Annotated in this window: 14 protein-coding genes; 12 read left to right on the forward strand and 2 right to left on the reverse strand. The window is 47.7% G+C overall.

Features of this window, described 5'->3' with window-relative positions; all coding sequences use genetic code 11:
* The first annotated feature begins 12 nt into the window (after window positions 1-12).
* From CA267_RS14070 to flgL, 9 genes are all read left to right on the forward strand, one after another.
* On the forward strand, window positions 13-702 hold the full coding sequence (locus CA267_RS14070; protein ID WP_075610629.1) for a flagellar hook assembly protein FlgD: 690 nt from the start codon (window positions 13-15) through the stop codon (window positions 700-702).
* Window positions 703-716: 14 nt separating this feature from the next.
* On the forward strand, window positions 717-2,102 hold the full coding sequence (gene flgE, locus CA267_RS14075) for a flagellar hook protein FlgE (protein ID WP_075610628.1): 1,386 nt from the start codon (window positions 717-719) through the stop codon (window positions 2,100-2,102).
* 166 nt (window positions 2,103-2,268) lie between these two features.
* A complete protein-coding gene (flgF, locus tag CA267_RS14080) occupies window positions 2,269-3,012 on the forward strand; it encodes a flagellar basal-body rod protein FlgF (protein ID WP_075610627.1) in 744 nt (247 codons plus the stop codon).
* A gap of 47 nt (window positions 3,013-3,059) precedes the next feature.
* Window positions 3,060-3,848, forward strand: coding sequence for a flagellar basal-body rod protein FlgG (gene flgG / locus CA267_RS14085; protein WP_075610626.1), 789 nt, complete (start codon window positions 3,060-3,062; stop codon window positions 3,846-3,848).
* An 11-nt stretch (window positions 3,849-3,859) separates the two neighbouring features.
* Entirely contained in the window at window positions 3,860-4,540 is a 681-nt protein-coding gene (flgH, locus tag CA267_RS14090) for a flagellar basal body L-ring protein FlgH (RefSeq protein ID WP_075610625.1), read from the forward strand.
* Between the two features lie 11 nt (window positions 4,541-4,551).
* A complete protein-coding gene (locus CA267_RS14095) occupies window positions 4,552-5,664 on the forward strand; it encodes a flagellar basal body P-ring protein FlgI (RefSeq protein ID WP_075610624.1) in 1,113 nt (370 codons plus the stop codon).
* Window positions 5,664-6,611 carry a flagellar assembly peptidoglycan hydrolase FlgJ gene (gene flgJ / locus CA267_RS14100; protein ID WP_075610623.1) on the forward strand — a complete coding sequence of 316 codons (948 nt, stop codon included), beginning with the start codon at window positions 5,664-5,666 and terminating at the stop codon, window positions 6,609-6,611. Before CA267_RS14095 ends, flgJ begins: the two co-directional genes overlap by 1 nt.
* Before the next feature lie 34 nt (window positions 6,612-6,645).
* Window positions 6,646-8,769: a flagellar hook-associated protein FlgK gene (gene flgK, locus CA267_RS14105; protein ID WP_083638598.1), complete on the forward strand. Its 2,124-nt coding sequence runs from the start codon at window positions 6,646-6,648 to the stop codon at window positions 8,767-8,769.
* A 6-nt stretch (window positions 8,770-8,775) separates the two neighbouring features.
* Window positions 8,776-9,984: a flagellar hook-associated protein FlgL gene (gene flgL / locus CA267_RS14110; RefSeq protein ID WP_075610621.1), complete on the forward strand. Its 1,209-nt coding sequence runs from the start codon at window positions 8,776-8,778 to the stop codon at window positions 9,982-9,984.
* On the opposite strand, the gene CA267_RS14115 is transcribed toward flgL, so the two are convergent.
* Window positions 9,964-10,380, reverse strand: a complete 417-nt coding sequence (locus CA267_RS14115) for a hypothetical protein (protein ID WP_075610620.1) — start codon at window positions 10,378-10,380, stop codon at window positions 9,964-9,966. The genes flgL and CA267_RS14115 overlap by 21 nt on opposite strands.
* Window positions 10,381-10,502: 122 nt before the next feature.
* Between CA267_RS14115 and tnpA the strand changes: the two genes are divergently transcribed.
* The 3 genes from tnpA (at window position 10,503) to tnpC (ending at window position 12,753) form a co-directional block, all read left to right on the forward strand.
* A complete protein-coding gene (tnpA, locus tag CA267_RS14120) occupies window positions 10,503-10,820 on the forward strand; it encodes an IS66 family insertion sequence element accessory protein TnpA (protein ID WP_075608946.1) in 318 nt (105 codons plus the stop codon).
* Window positions 10,817-11,167: an IS66 family insertion sequence element accessory protein TnpB gene (gene tnpB, locus CA267_RS14125; protein ID WP_075608945.1), complete on the forward strand. Its 351-nt coding sequence runs from the start codon at window positions 10,817-10,819 to the stop codon at window positions 11,165-11,167. The genes tnpA and tnpB overlap by 4 nt, the downstream gene beginning before the upstream one ends.
* Before the next feature lie 86 nt (window positions 11,168-11,253).
* Window positions 11,254-12,753, forward strand: a complete 1,500-nt coding sequence (gene tnpC, locus CA267_RS14130) for an IS66 family transposase (RefSeq protein ID WP_097349187.1) — start codon at window positions 11,254-11,256, stop codon at window positions 12,751-12,753.
* On the opposite strand, the gene CA267_RS14135 is transcribed toward tnpC, so the two are convergent.
* On the reverse strand, window positions 12,750-13,295 hold the full coding sequence (locus CA267_RS14135; protein ID WP_075610619.1) for a hypothetical protein: 546 nt from the start codon (window positions 13,293-13,295) through the stop codon (window positions 12,750-12,752). The genes tnpC and CA267_RS14135 overlap by 4 nt on opposite strands.
* Between the last annotated feature and the right edge of the window lie 90 nt (window positions 13,296-13,385).

Genomic DNA, 13,385 nt, shown 5'->3' on the forward strand with positions numbered 1-13,385 from the left:
GAGGAAACAAGCGTGAGTACGATAAATAACTCTGGTAGCTTAACAAATGAAATGTATTGGCAGGAAGAAAAGGTTCCTGTTGTTGATGGTTCTGAACAGAACCTGACACAAGAGGATTTCTTTTCTCTGCTGACAGAGCAGTTGGCTAATCAGGATCCTACTAAACCAGTAGACAATGACCAGATGGTTGCCCAGATGACGTCATTTACGATGGCCGAGGGAATTTCACAGCTCAATGAAAAATTTGAAGCATTCTCATCGTCGATGACTTCCAATCAGGCACTGCAGGCCTCAAGCCTTATTGGACAGAGCGTACTGGTAGAGGGGAATATCGGTTTTTCAGCCACAGAAGGGGCAGGTTTCTCAGGAGTGGTTGTTAATGAAAAGACAGTTCAGAACATGACTATTACTATTGAGAATCAGTATGGCGAAGTGGTGAAAAAAATTGATGCAGGATCTCAGGCGGCTGGAAATATTCAATTTACCTGGGACGGAACGGATAACACCGGCAAGGCAATGCCGGCAGGAGAGTATGTAGTCAATGCGACCGGTCAACTTGATGGCGAAGGTGTTGCCATTCCCACCGCAATGAATCGTCAAGTAGGTAGCGTCAGCCTGGCTGCAAGCAGTCAGGGAATTATATTGAATTTGGATGGTGATGTTAGCATTAGTCTTAAAGACGTCATCCAAATTGGCAGTTAGCAGGAGAAGAAATAATGTCTTTTAATATTGCACTGAGCGGCGTATCCGCTGCGCAAAAAGATTTGGATGTTACCGCCAATAATATCGCCAACGTAAATACGGTAGGTTTTAAAGAGTCCCGTGCTGAGTTCGGCGATGTGTATGCATCATCGTTGTTGGCAGGCAGCAAAACCAAAGTTGGCGACGGTGTATTGACGCAGGAAGTGGCGCAACAGTTTTCACAGGGTAGTTTGCAATTTACTAATACTGCATTGGATTTGGCAATTACAGGAAATGGTTTTTTTGCCACCATACCTGAAATCAGCTCTCGCGATTATTCATTTACCCGCGCCGGTCAATTTAAGCTGGATAGCGATAACTTTGTCGTTAACAGTGCTGGTGACAACCTGCTGGGTTTCCCCGTGAACGCTGACGGCACCAGTGCATCTGTTGCTTTAAGTACCGCAGTTCCGGTACGTGTTCCTGATTCATCTGGCTCGCCGCAACAGAGTTCCGAAGTTAACTTGCGAATGAATCTGCCTGCGGGAGATTCCGGTCTTGACCCCGCGCAATTTAATCCTGAAGACCCACTCACATACAATTCATCTACCTCGGTAATGGTTTACGATTCTTTAGGTGATAGTCATGTAATGACCTATTACTTTATTAAAGACAACGCAGCCGCTGCTGAAAACGAGTGGTATGTGGCAACTGCCGTTGATGACCAGTTGGTCGATATGGTGAATTCCGATGGTACAGATTCTGATGTTGCGACTGCGACTAATACCGTAGGCACCAGTTCGGGAAACGGTGTAACTGCAGCAAAGTTGCAGTTTAGCCAAGGCGGAGACTTTATTGGTATTCAGTCACCTGATGGTATTGCGCAGTCCGATTACAAAATTCGCACAGAAGCGCTTGGCGAAACGATTCTTCCTAATGGTTCTAACGCTTCCCAACAAATTGCCATCGACTTTAATTTAGATCCTAACAGCGCTACGCCTAATGAACCAACACAATTTGCGTCAGCGTTTGAGGTAACGTCAGCGGAGCAGGACGGGTTGCCGGTTGGGCGGCTGACTGGTATCGACATTGGTCCAGACGGATTGGTACGTGCCACGTTTTCCAACGGTACATCTGAGCCTATCGTGCGGGTGGCATTAGTGCGTTTTTCTAATGAGCAGGGACTCACTCAGGAAAGTGGAACCCAATGGAAAGAGAGCATCTTATCTGGCGAACCACTTGCCGGCGAAGCAACCACTGGTACTTTTGGTGAGATTAACTCTTCCGCATTGGAACAAGCTAACGTAAACCTGACCACCGAGCTCATTGATCTAATTATTGCTCAACGTAACTTCCAGGCTAACTCGCGAGCGCTGGAAGTGAATAATCAGTTAAACCAGACTATCCTTAACATCCGATAGTACTCGACCTTCGATAGTTGTAAATACGTCACTTTCAAAGGCCGCTTCAAGCGGCCTTTTTATCAATTGAATCCATTCCTTAGCTCCTTCTTCTGTACGTTCTTTACACATTGGCATTTCCTTTGCACAAGTAAGCATAATCATTGGTAATCGTCAAAAGTCAGTCATGGATAAATTACTCTATATCGCCGCCAGCGGTGCCAAGCAGGACCTGCTAGCGACGGGGGTGCGGGCCAACAACCTGGCAAATGCGCAAACCACCGGCTTCAAAGCACAACTGGAGCAGGCGCGAGCTATGCCGGCCTACGGCGAAGGTTTGCCGACCCGGGTATTTTCAATGACCGAAAGTCCGTCCAATAACTATGAAGCGGGCGCTATGGTACAAACCAATCGCGATCTAGATGTGGCGATTCAAGGCGAAGGCTGGTTCAGCGTTCAGGATGCGTCAGGCAACGAAGCCTATACTCGAGACGGCAGCTTCCAATTAGGTGCTGACGGAGTTTTGACGGATATGCATAACAACATCGTGATGGGAGATAACGGCCCAATTTATTTGCCTGTCCCGCTGGACAATTTAAATATTGCAATGGACGGCACGATTTCTACTCGTCCTTTAGGCGCGCCTGAAAATGTCTCTGAGGAAGTGGGCCGACTGAAGCTGGTTAATCCTGACCTCGACGCAGTCAAGCGCGGTGATGACGGATTGTTTCGCATGAAAGATGGCAGCGTCGCGGAAGCTGACGGTTTTGTCAATGTTCGCACCGGTATGTTGGAAGGTTCTAACGTGAACACGGTGGCGGAAATGGTGAATATGATTAGCTTGCAACGGCATTATGAGATGCAAATCAAAATGATGAAACAAGCGGATGATCTTGCCACGCAAGGCAATATGCTGCTGCGTATTCTGTAACTTATTTTTTATATTTCACCACTTGAAGTGGTGTTTTGGAGGTCGATATGCATCCAGCTCTTTGGATCAGTAAAACCGGACTTGATGCTGCACAAACTGATGTAGCAGTGGTATCAAACAACCTGGCAAACGCCTCAACCGTAGGCTTTAAGAAAGATCGCGCAATTTTTGAAGATTTGCTCTATCAGAATATAAACCAGCCTGGCGGCCGTTCTTCAGCGGATACAGAGAGACCATCGGGCTTGATGTTGGGAGCGGGCTCAAAGGTTGTTGCTACGCAAAAGTCTCACACCCAAGGCAACATGCTGACCACCGATAATGCATTGGATATGTCTATCCAGGGCCGGGGCTATTTCGAAATATTGCAGCCTGACGGTACGGTTTCGTATACCCGAAACGGTCAGTTTACTCTAAACGACCAGGGACAGATAGTGACGCCTGGTGCCGGATTTTTGCTTCAGCCTGAAATAGCGGTACCTGAAGATGCGCAGCAAATTACCATTTCACAAGATGGCGAAGTGTCAGCTTCAGTGCGCGGAGAAGCTGAGCCTCAGGTGCTTGGCCAAATTAACGTTTCCGATTTTGTTAATCCAACTGGCTTGCAGCCAATCGGTCAGAACCTGTTTGTAGAAACCGCGTCCAGTGGTGCACCCATTCAGGGCGTACCGGGATTGCAGGGATTAGGAACAATTTCTCAAGGCACGTTGGAAACGTCTAATGTCAACGTGACAGAAGAGTTGGTGAATCTGATTGAAAGCCAGCGTCTTTACGAAATGAACTCCAAGGTTATTTCATCAGTGGATCAGATGCTTGGCCAGGTTATTCAGCAGTTATAGCGGATAAGATAATGCGTATTTTGTGTCTCGTTACTTTTTTTGGGTTGCTAGCCGGATGTAGCTCCACGCCCCAGCCACCTGTTCAGGCGAATGATCCGATGTTTGCTCCTGTGATCCCAGATTATCCACGAGAAAACATTGTTGAAGATGGAGCGTTGTTCCGCCCTTATATGGCCAACAGTTTGTATTCTGATGTTACCGCTCGACGGGTGGGAGATCTCATTACTGTCACGCTAAGCGAAAATACCAACGCCTCTAAATCTGCGGGAACCACAACTTCCAAAGAAACAGGCGTTGATGTTCAGCCTATTACAGGTTTGGGTGGCTTACCCATAAACATTGGCAACCAATCGATTCAGATGGGCGTGAACTCTTCCAATGAATTTTCCGGTGACGCCCAGGCTAATCAAAGCAATAGCCTGAATGGCAGTATTTCCGTCACCGTAGTGGATGTGTTACCAAATCAAAACCTGGTAATACGCGGCGAAAAATGGCTAACGTTGAACCAGGGCGACGAATACATTCGTCTTACCGGCATTATTCGCCCGGCGGATGTCAGCCCCGAAAATGAAATTCTATCGACCAAAATTGCGAATGCACGCATCCAGTACAGCGGTACAGGCAGTTTTGCCCGTGCGCAGGAAAAAGGCTGGCTAACGCGTTTCTTCTCTTCCGAATGGTGGCCGTTTTAAGGGGTAACCGCATGAAATTCATGAAATATGGCTTAATGGTAATATTGGCAGTGTCTACCACTATGGCCAGCGCCCAACGTATTAAAGACGTGGCTACTATTCAAGGAGTACGCGCAAACCAATTGGTCGGGTACGGGTTAGTGGTGGGTTTGCCCGGCACTGGTGAACAAAGCCCGTTCACCGAACAAAGTTTCAGAACGATGCTAAGCAACTTTGGTATCAGCCTGGATCCCACGCGTAAGCCAAAAATTAAAAATGTCGCGGCCGTAGCGGTTCACGCCGAGCTTCCTGCTTTCATCAAGCCGGGTCAGAAAATCGACGTAACCGTTTCATCGGTGGGTGAAGCTTCCAGTTTGCAGGGTGGCACTTTGTTGCAAACTTTTCTGCGCGGTGTCGATGGAAAAGTGTATGCAGTTGCTCAGGGAAGCTTGATAGTAAGTGGCTTTGGCGCGCAGGGAGGAGATGGTTCTAAAATTGTAGTGAATACCCCTACGGTAGGGCGTATCCCCAATGGTGCCTTCGTAGAGCAAGCCGTACCCAGCGGCTTTGCCAACGGCGATACCCTGACACTGAATTTGCATTATCCTGATTTTTCTACAGCTAAACGTTTAGCCGACACCATTAATGAACGCTTAGGCGCGCAGCCTGATCAAGGGTATTCCATTGCGACGCCAATTGATGCTGCGTCAGTTCGGGTTACCGCTCCCCGCGATGTCGGTCAGCGAGTGGGATTTTTAGCAACCTTGGAAAATTTCCAGTTTGAACCTGCGGATGCGCCGGCCAGAGTCGTCATTAACAGCCGTACCGGTACCATAGTGATTGGACAGGATGTGCGCTTATTGCCAGCGGCAATTACCCATGGTGGCCTTACGGTTACAATAGCCGAAAATCAAGTGGTGTCTCAGCCAAACGCGCTTGCAGGCGGTGACACTGTTGTCACACAACGTTCAATTGTGGACGTGGATCTGGCTGATAGCAGAATGTTTAAATTTGAACCTGGCGTTACGCTTGATCAGTTAGTGCGGGCGGTGAATGAAGTGGGGGCTGCGCCAGGTGATCTCATGGCCATTCTCGAAGCACTTCGTCAGGCTGGTGCACTGCGTGGCGAGTTGGTGGTCATTTAATGGAAATTCAAACCCGCAATCAATTGGAAATGGCGCGTAACGTCAATGACCTGGGAAGTATTAATAATCTTCGCGAGGCCATGGCCAGCGGTGATGAAGGTGTTCTTAAAGAGGCTGCACAACAATTTGAAGCCGTGTTTGTGCAGATGATGCTTAAGTCAATGCGTAAAGCCCAAGATGAACTGTCGGACGAAAGCAGCCCGTTTAATTCCGAGCAGGTAAAGTTTTACCGTGACATGCATGACCAGCAGCTGGCGGTGGATTTATCATCCAAGGGGGGAATGGGTCTGGCAGAAATGATTGTTCAGCAACTGGGCCAAAACGATCCTAACTTTAAGCCCGCCAGTGTATTGCGAAATGATGGCAATCTTTCTTCGCTGAATCGTGAGCGTGAAACCACGATTCAGCAAGCGCAAAATAATGTGCTGAATTCCACGTCGAAAGGGTCACGCGCCGCTTATAAAGATGCCATGTTTGATAATCAGCAAGCCTTTGTTGAAGCCTTATATCCGCATGCTGAGAAAGCCGCAAAGGCATTAGGTACCGACCCGAAAGCAATTATCGCACAAGCTGCCGTTGAAACCGGTTGGGGCAAATTTGTGATTCACGACACCGGTGGGAACAGCACCAATAACCTATTCGGCATAAAAGCTAACAGTCAATGGCAGGGTAACCAGGCTGTGGTTGACACACTGGAATTTAATCAAGGCGTGCCAGCCCAGAAAAAGGCGGCGTTTCGAGCTTACGATACGCTAGGTCATGCCATGAACGACTATGTCGATTTTATAAAGTCACAACCGCGGTATCAGGAAGCGGTCGCGCAGGGACAGGATACTCAGGCGTATTTTGAGTCGCTGCAAAAAGCTGGTTACGCCACCGATCCTCAATATGCGGACAAGGTGATGTCGGTGTATCGCGGTGATGTTTTGCAGGGTTACTTACCATGACCAACGCGAATAAAAGTGGGAGAACGGTATTATGATGAAGTCGATTGATCTTTTCTCCATTGCTACCAGTGGCGTCAATGCCAGCAGCAAGCTTTTGCAAACCACCAGTAATAATATCGCTAATATTAATACTGAAGGTTATGTGCGTGAGCGTACCACCTTTGCCAATAACGCCCTCGGTGGCGTTGGTCAAAGCACTACTGAACGGGTAATAAATGTATTTGCGCAAAACCAGCTACGTCGGGATATCACTCAGGTGGGGGAACTTCAGGCGTTTTCTGACAAAACCACTCAGCTGGATAATCTGCTCGCTAACGAAGCAAACTCCATTGCTGCCGGCTTAAGCGATTTTTTTGCTTCACTTCAAACTGCAGCTACTGATCCGACCAACCTTGCATCCCGAGAGTCAGTGTTAGCAAGAGGCGAATCTTTGCTTCAGCGAATGGGATCCATATCTGACTTCATGTCTGCCAAAGAAGAAGAGTTAAATCTGGAATTCACCAGCGAGCTCGTCCGAACCAATAATTTAATTAAAAACATAGGCGAGCTAAACAAAGCCATTATAGTAGCAAAAGGAAGTAATCCTCGCGAGGAGCCATCCGCGCTGCTGAATGAACGTGATAAAGCCATTAATGAGTTGGCTGAGCTCATGTCTATTGATGTGCGGGAAAGCACGAACAACAACGGCGCAGTGATGGTTAATCTTTCCAGCGGCGAATCACTGGTGATGGAGAATGGCAGTTTTAATGTTTTTGAATTAGGCAGCGATGCTGATCTTGACTTCAAGCAACTACGTCTTGCCACATCCTTCAACGGCGACAAACAGAATACCTCAATTAACATTAAAGAATCAGAGCTGGGCGGCACGTTAGGAGGGTTATTCCGTTTTCGTGACGAGGTACTGGGGACAGTTCAACGGGATATGGGCCAACTTGCGTTGGCCTTTGCTGATGCCGTAAACAGCCAGAATAAAATGGGCATGGATTTAGACCTGCAACTTGGGGGGAACATCTTTACCTTACCGACTTTTCAGGGGCTGAATTATGAAGGAACGCCTGATAATTTGCCGGTAACGGGAAGAATTACTGAAGGCGCAGGTAATGAATTAACGGATGCTGATTATAAAATTACTGTTGATGCGGTAGATGCTGCAGGTTTACCTACCTCAGTTACTGTAGAGATGTTAAACGGTGACGGTACGCCTAAAAAAGATGCGTCCGGCAATAATATTGCCTATAACGGCCTGACGGTAGGTGCTGGATTTAATGAACTACCAGGTGGTATTGAAATTGAATTTGAAGCTGCATCTGGTTACAGCAGTGGTGATGAGTTTCTGCTACAGCCCACAAAAAACGCGGCTTCTTTAATAGGGACTGCAACTGACCGTCCAGAAGATCTTGCTTTTGCATCGCCCATTCGTGTTGAACCCAATCAGGCAAATTTAGGTGATGCAACAGTCCGTAGTCACGTAGTGACAAACACTGAAGTGGGGGCAGAGGCTTCTGCTTTTAACGGCAGTGGTGGCATACATAGTGTAGCCGAGTCGCCTAGTGCAACAGTGGGAGCGCCAGCGCAAGTCTTATTTACTTCTGCCTCGAGCTTTCAGGTACTGGATAATGCCTCACCGCCAAATGTCATTACCAATGTAACGGGCGTAACGGATTACAATAATCTGCTGGCGCAAGCACAAGCTAATGGAAGTAGCCCGGCATGGCCTGCGGAATTTTCTGCTCTGGATGACTATCCGGGGTACGATTTTAGTCTTCAAGGTGAGCCGGTAGCGGGTGACAGTTTCTCAGTTTCGTACAATACTAATGGTACGAGTGACAACACTAACGCCGTTGAGTTAGCAAAATTGCAGCAAGAAGCGCTAGTTCAGTTAAGTAGTAACAGCGCAAATGGCGAAAGAACGTTACACGACGCCTACGCGTCACTGGTCGGAAAAGTTGGAGAAGAGGCCGCGACGGCCGATATCTCTTTACAAGCAGCAGATGCAATGAGAGTGCAGAGCCAAACCTGGTTTGATTCTGTATCCGGGGTGAACCTTGATGAAGAAGCGGCGAACCTTGTGCGTTATCAACAGTCTTATGCTGCAGCGGCACGTATTTTAAGCACCGCCCAGGAAGTTTTTGACACCATATTATCGGCAGCCAGGTAATTCTCTATGCGTATTTCAACGAACCAGCGATATGATCAGAATATTCGTAATATTATGGAAAATCAGCGTCAATTATCTGAAACGGAGAATTCTTTATCGACGTTAAAACGGATAAATAAGCCTTCGGATGATCCCGTGGGGGCGTCAAAAGTAATCCGGCTGACAGAAGAACTGGATTCGCTGGAGCAGTATCGCCGCAACAACGACCTGGTTACCGGTTCGCTGGAACAACAGCAATCCATTTTAGACAATGTTATCAGTTCTGTGGGAAGAGCCAGGGTACTTATGTTGGAGGCGGGTTCAGGAATAATGGCAGATGCTGATCGCGAGGCAATCGGGGGGGAAATAGAGCAGATCCGCAATGAAGTGCTTGATTTGATGAATTCCAAGGATGCAAACGGTAACTATATCTTTGCAGGTCATCAGTCTGATAGTCCGGCCTATAACTTCAATCCGGGCGCAGCTAATGCTGTTACGTTTGTCGGAGACACTGGGACGAATTCGGTGCAGTTGTCCGACAGTGTATCGGTAAAAAGCTCTTCCAGTGGTTGGGACATATTTGACAATGTGCCCGCCCGACGCGACTTTACCGTCGATGATACAGCCACAGTCACCGATGCTTCGGTGAGTCAGCAAGATACCTATGATAATTTTTATAAAACTAATTATGATGCTGTTACGCCGGCAAATAATAATTATCAGCTTGAGGTGCTAGGCACAGGTCAAGTGCAGCTATCGAATACGGGTACCGGCGCTGTCGTGGAAACGGTTGATTACACTGCGGGTGAACCTTTTACCATCAAAGGTATGTCGTTTACATTGGATGCTGCCGCCGGAGACACAGTTGACTTTTCCTTAGATGCGCCGCAAAAGAAAAATTTAGCAGAAACCCTTCATGATGCATTTGAAGCATTGACCAAAGGAGGGGGCGACGATCTTCAGGAAATGCTCAATGATGCCATCGTCGGTCTTGATAACGGCTTGGAAAAGGTCAGGCTGGAACGCTCCTCACTAGGGGGCAGACTTAATATTGCAGAATCGGTGTATAGTACCAACCTTGATATGCAAATTTCAGCGGAAAGTGCGCGCTCTTCAATAGAGGATGTCGATTTTGCTAAAGCGTCTGGTGAGCTGGCAAAACAAGAACTGGCGCTTAATGCCTCCCTGGCCACATTCCCCAAAATTGCTAACCTGTCACTGTTTAATTATATTTAAGAGCGTGTTGATGCCAGTTAACGTCGCCAGATAAACCCTTGGCTGGCCATCAATATGAGCCGAATAATAAGACAGGTACAAGGCATCACCTTTAATAACCATACCCGGATAACTATTGTCGCCGCCGCTGGGGAGACGTATCAGCGGCAGGAGTTTCGCTGAGGGTAGATGAAGCAGCCATACTTGCGTATAAACCTGTTTTCCTGTCCACACTCTGCCAGCTACCAGCGCGTGTTCAGAACTAAGGCGGTGCATCACCGGTCCGCCAATATATTCTCCTAAATCTTTCCATTGCCAACGCCGATAAGGCGCTTTAGCAAAACCCAGTTGCGCTGTAAACGTATCTGCATCCCGTCGCACAAGTGCCCATAAGCTACCATCTTCATCGAACAGCAAATCGCTTTCATTTGGATAACCAAGGTTGTGCTTCGCCTTTGAAAGGTGAGCGTCCGGTGATCACCACATTTAAATCCTGAAGTTACTCCGGCATCGTATTCCTTTTTCAGAAGGACAACACTATGCGACAGCCTCGACGCAGCAAAGATGAATGGCGATCAATATTTAAACAACAAGAGCAAAGCGGCCTGACAGCTGTCGAGTTTTGCCGCCAAGAATGTATTAACTTGCAGACTTACTATACGCGTCGACGGGATATTCAGTTGCATCAGTGCCATAGCAACTTTATCCGGGTTAAGCGCGACGTGACAACCGTAGAGTCACGTATGGAAGACGTGCCTCATGCACTTACGCTGAAACATGGCGGCTCGCAATTGAGTGTGCCAGTAAACACCAACCCTCATTGGGTTGCCACTTTAATGAAGGCGCTGAACGAATGAAGATGTTCGTTGAGCCTGCTGATATTTATTTGTACATGGATATCGTCGACTTCCGCAAGTCCATCAATGGTTTGATTGTGGTGGTTGAACAACAGATGCAACTGAATCCATTCCGTGATGCGTTGTTTGTCTTCTGTAATAAGAAGCGGGATAAGCTGAAAATCCTCTATTGGGATAAGACCGGCTTTGTCCTGTGGTACAAGCGCCTGGAAAAACACCGGTTCAAGTGGCCTAAAGACGACCAGATTCAGCACATATTGTTGGATGAACAGCAGTTACAATGGTTGTTATCCGGCTACGATGTGGTAGGTCACCAGCCACTGCATTACACCGCTTCCGGCTTATAACCGGTGATCATAAGCAGCGATTATCGATCACGAAATCGTCTGAATAATGCTGGGTAATCAGTGACTTAATCGGCGATAATAATCTTATGAACGAAGAAGATTATCAACGTCGCATCGCTGAGCTGGAGAAGCAGCTTCAGGAACTGAATAACCGGTATCAATATCTGGAAGAGCAGTTCCGTATTGCCCAGCATAAGCAGTTTGGTAAAAGCACCGAAGGTCACCCTAGTCAGGGTGAATTGTTTAATGAGGTCGAGGAACTTGTTGCCGGGGATGGAACGCCAGAGCAAGAAGCGATTAGTTACACGCGCAATAAAGCCAAGCGAAAGCCCTTACCCAAAGACCTGCCTCGTGAAGTCATCGTTCACGACATTAGCGATGAAGAAAAAATCTGTGGCTGTTGTGCCGGTGAACTGCACTGCATCGGCGAGGATAAAGCAGAGAAGTTACAGTTTATCCCTGCTCAGGTTAAAGTGATTGAGCATGTGCGTCCTAAATATGCGTGCCGCACCTGTGACAAAGAGAGTGTCAACAACACAGTAAAACAAGCGCCGGTGCCACATAGCGTAATCCCCAAAGGTTACGCAACGCCCAGCTTACTAAGTCAGATAATCACCAGTAAATATCAATACGGCTTGCCGCTGTACCGACAAGAGGCGATGTTCAAACAACATGACATCGAACTCAGTCGTAAGACCATGGCTGACTGGATAATCCGCTGCGCCGAGCTGTTTAAACCATTATACGACCAGCTTCATCTACATCTGCTACAGCAGTCAGTTATCCAGGCAGATGAAACCACACTGAAGGTCATCGACTCCGACAAAGCGACCAGCTATATGTGGCTGTATGCCACAGGGGCAGACTCGCCTGAGGGTAAGGTACCAGGCTGTGATATACCTAATATTGTGTTGTACGACTACCACAATAGTCGGGCCGGGCAATGTGCTGTGGGCTTCCTTACAGGTTACAGCGGCTATCTGCAAGTGGATGGCTACGCGGGTTATGAGCAAACGCAAGCCACCTTAGTCGGTTGTTGGGCCCATGCGCGCCGTAAGTTTATGGAAGCGAAAAAAGGTGCCGGTAATAAAGGCAGTGGCAAAGCTGACTGGGTCTTGAATCATATCCAGAAGCTCTATCGGATAGAAACACAGATAAAAGACAAAACGGCAGAAGAAAGATACACCCACCGGCAGGAAAAGAGCCTGCCGCTTCTGAATCAACTACATACCTGGCTAGCCAAATCTGCACAACAAGTGCTACCCAAAACCAAGCTGGGCGAAGCGATACAATACTGCCTCAACCAATGGCATAAACTGGAACGCTACACACTGGATGGCCAGCTCAGCATCGATAATAACCGCGCTGAGCGAGCAATAAAGCCGTTCGTGATCGGACGGAAAAATTGGTTGTTCAGTCAAACAGCAACCGGTGCTAATGCCAGTGCCATTCTCTACAGCATCATCGAAACCGCCAAGGCCAACAACCTCAATGTGTTCGATTACGTGATGGGCAGTCTGGAGTTGCTGAGTCAACCTGAAGCCGATGGCGAGTTACTGCTACCATGGCAGTTTGCTAAACGTTAGGTGGGATCACCGGACGGATACTTTGAAAGTGCGTGAGGCGTCTGTAGAAACATCTGCTTGCCCGGATGTCCTGAATACAAATCCAATCGATCGAGCGCGCGGTTGTAAGCCATTGAAAACGCTTTACTGTTATGCCAACGGACACGCCACAACCACCAATGTGAGGGGCCAAACTCGTGCTTTGATGACCAGCTTATGCCGTCTGAAGAAAACCAGCTCATCATCGTCGTACTCCTGTGCCCCGATTCAGAAGCGTGCTTTCTGGCAAAAGCCGTAAGCCAGATCTTACCATCCGGGCCGATACTCATTTTCGGATCTCGCAGATCGAAATTAATTTCAACAATTTTTTGACGTTCTACAACGCGATAATCGGCACTGAATCTGGAGACTTCAAGGTAGCCGTCGCCGCTAACATGGTTAGTCGCTTGGCGATAGCAGCAAATTAGACGCCCATTAAATTCACAAAGATCGGTAAACGCGCTGTGCGCAGATCGGCTTGAAATCCGGTCTGTCGAAATAATTTTTAAAATATTTTTGTACATAAAAAGTCCTTAAAACCAACAGATTAAGTGAGTATAGGCGGCAACTCTCTGCCGCTCTATGGCAATTTTTATAAATTTAATTAAAGGGAA

It is taken from the genome of Alteromonas pelagimontana (assembly GCF_002499975.2).
GTDB classification, from domain to species: domain Bacteria; phylum Pseudomonadota; class Gammaproteobacteria; order Enterobacterales; family Alteromonadaceae; genus Alteromonas; species Alteromonas pelagimontana.

Coding starts and splice junctions, on each gene's coding strand:
- flgE (WP_075610628.1), top strand. CDS start 717: ATGTCTTTTAATATTGCACTGAGCGGCGTATCCGCTGCGCAAAAAGAT.
- flgF (WP_075610627.1), top strand. CDS start 2,269: ATGGATAAATTACTCTATATCGCCGCCAGCGGTGCCAAGCAGGACCTG.
- flgG (WP_075610626.1), top strand. CDS start 3,060: ATGCATCCAGCTCTTTGGATCAGTAAAACCGGACTTGATGCTGCACAA.
- flgH (WP_075610625.1), top strand. CDS start 3,860: ATGCGTATTTTGTGTCTCGTTACTTTTTTTGGGTTGCTAGCCGGATGT.
- CA267_RS14095 (WP_075610624.1), top strand. CDS start 4,552: ATGAAATTCATGAAATATGGCTTAATGGTAATATTGGCAGTGTCTACC.
- flgJ (WP_075610623.1), top strand. CDS start 5,664: ATGGAAATTCAAACCCGCAATCAATTGGAAATGGCGCGTAACGTCAAT.
- flgK (WP_083638598.1), top strand. CDS start 6,646: ATGAAGTCGATTGATCTTTTCTCCATTGCTACCAGTGGCGTCAATGCC.
- flgL (WP_075610621.1), top strand. CDS start 8,776: ATGCGTATTTCAACGAACCAGCGATATGATCAGAATATTCGTAATATT.
- tnpA (WP_075608946.1), top strand. CDS start 10,503: ATGCGACAGCCTCGACGCAGCAAAGATGAATGGCGATCAATATTTAAA.
- tnpB (WP_075608945.1), top strand. CDS start 10,817: ATGAAGATGTTCGTTGAGCCTGCTGATATTTATTTGTACATGGATATC.
- tnpC (WP_097349187.1), top strand. CDS start 11,254: ATGAACGAAGAAGATTATCAACGTCGCATCGCTGAGCTGGAGAAGCAG.
- CA267_RS14135 (WP_075610619.1), bottom strand. CDS start 13,295: ATGTACAAAAATATTTTAAAAATTATTTCGACAGACCGGATTTCAAGC.